Source organism: Streptomyces boncukensis (assembly GCF_011045075.1).
GTDB lineage: Bacteria > Actinomycetota > Actinomycetes > Streptomycetales > Streptomycetaceae > Streptomyces > Streptomyces boncukensis.
In genome coordinates, this window is sequence record NZ_JAAKZZ010000861.1 from 1 (window position 1) to 1,890 (window position 1,890).

Genomic DNA, 1,890 nt, shown 5'->3' on the forward strand with positions numbered 1-1,890 from the left:
GGCCCGGGGGGCGGCCGGGCAGGCCGAGCAGCTCGGCGAGCCGCTCCTCGGCGCCCAGGGCCTCGGCCGTCGCCCGCTCGGCGGCGTACGCCCCCTCGGCGGCCTCGGCCGCGTCCGCGGCACGGGCCGCGGCCAGTTCGGAGCGGGAGCGCTCCGCGGCCGCTTCCTGAGCCCGTTCGGCGCCGCGGGCCGCCGCCTCGCGGGCGGTGTCGAAGGCCGCGACAGCGGCCTGTTCCGCGTCGCTGGCGGCGAGTGCCGCGCGAGCGGGGTCGGAGACCGGCTCGCCCCCTGCGGCGTCCAGCCAGCCCGCCTGGACGGCCTGCTCCGTCTCCTGTTCGACCTCGGCGAGCCGCTGGCGGAGGTGTTCGGTCTCGCTGCGGGCGCGCTGGGCCTCGGTGGCGGCGGCCGTGGCGTCCCGGTGCGCGCTCTCGCCGGCGGCCTGGAGGGCGGCCGAGCGCTCTTCCTCCTCCGCGGCGATCCGCTCGCCGTCCTCGGCCGCGGCGTTCAGCGCACGGACGAGCCGCGCCGCGGCGCGGGCGCGGGCCGCGAGCGCGGGGGCCGCGTCCCGCTCGGCCTCCTGGATGGCGGCGGCGACGCGGGCCGCGCGGTCGGCGGCCGCGCGGTGCGCGAGCACCGTCTCGGCGGCCTGCCAGGCGGAGTGCAGCGTCCGCGCTTCGCTCAGCTCGCGCTTCTGCGCGGCGGCGGACTTCTCGGCAGCGGCCAGGGCCAGGGAGGCGTGGCGGTAGGCCAGCTCGGCGGCCACGAGGGCGGAGCGGGAGCGGGCGTCCTCGGCCGCGGTGGCGGTGCGCTCGGCCTCGCCCACCTGTTCGGCCAGCTCGGCGGCGCGGCCGCGCTCCTGGGTGCCGCGGGCGCTGAGCCGGCGGGCGAGCGTACGGGTGCGGCGCTCGGCGCCCGCGTGCACCTCGCGGGCCCGGCCGCGAGACTCGGCGGACTCGGTGATGCGGTGCAGCTGGTCGAGGGAGCCCGCGGTGAAGTCGCGCTCGGCGGTGAGTTCGGCGCGGCGGCCGAGCTTGTGCGCGAAGCCGTGCACCAGGTCGGCGAGGCCGTCGGTGTCGCGGGTGTCGGTGACGGCGCGGAGCAGCAGGTCGGTGAAGTCGGAGTCGTTCTTGACGGCGAAGAGCCCGGCCGCCTCGCCCTCGTCGGCGTTCATCTCGCGCTGGTAGCGGAACAGCTCGGGGTCGAGGCCGAGGCCGGTCAGGTGCTCGTTCCAGCGCTCGTGGATCTCCTCCCAGGCGACGTCGAGGTTCGGATACGCCTTGCCGGTCTCGATGAGGACGTCCCGGAAGCCCTTCATGGTGCGGCGCCTGCCGCGGGCCGACGAGGCGCCCTCGGCGGCGGGGCGCAGCGCGGCGGACTCGGCGACGGGCAGCGAGTCCAGCGACATGCCGGGGCCGGGGCGGAAGGAGTACCACGCCTCGGCGAACTTGCGCGGGTCTCCCGAGACCTGGCGGCCGCGCCACTCGCTGACCTTGCCGACGACGATGGTCTCGCCGGTGCGGGTGTGCTGCCACTCCAGCGCGACGTGCCCGCAGTCGTCGGCGAGCAGGAACTTGCGCAGCACGCCGGAGCTGGCGCCGCCCAGGGTGTTGCGGTGGCCGGGCAGCATCACCGAGAAGATCAGTTTGAGCAGGACGGACTTGCCGCCGCCGTTCTCCAGGAACAGCACCCCGGCGGGCGCGGGGCGGCGGGGCGGGCCCTGCGGCTCCTCCTCGAAGAAGTCCGCCTGCGCGGGTGCCGGGCTGGGCACCGGCTCGCCGACCCCGCGAAGGTCGAGCACGGTGTCGGCGTAACGCGCGCCGGCGGGCCCGATGGAGTAGAGGCGGATCCGGGACAGCTCGTACATGGGGCGGACTCTCGTGTGGGTCGGAG

1 pseudogene is annotated in these 1,890 nt (G+C 77.4%); it reads right to left on the reverse strand.

The window, feature by feature from the left end:
• Nucleotides 1–1,864: pseudogene (locus tag G5C65_RS36445) on the reverse strand (hypothetical protein); the annotation flags it as partial.
• Nucleotides 1,865–1,890 lie beyond the last annotated feature (26 nt).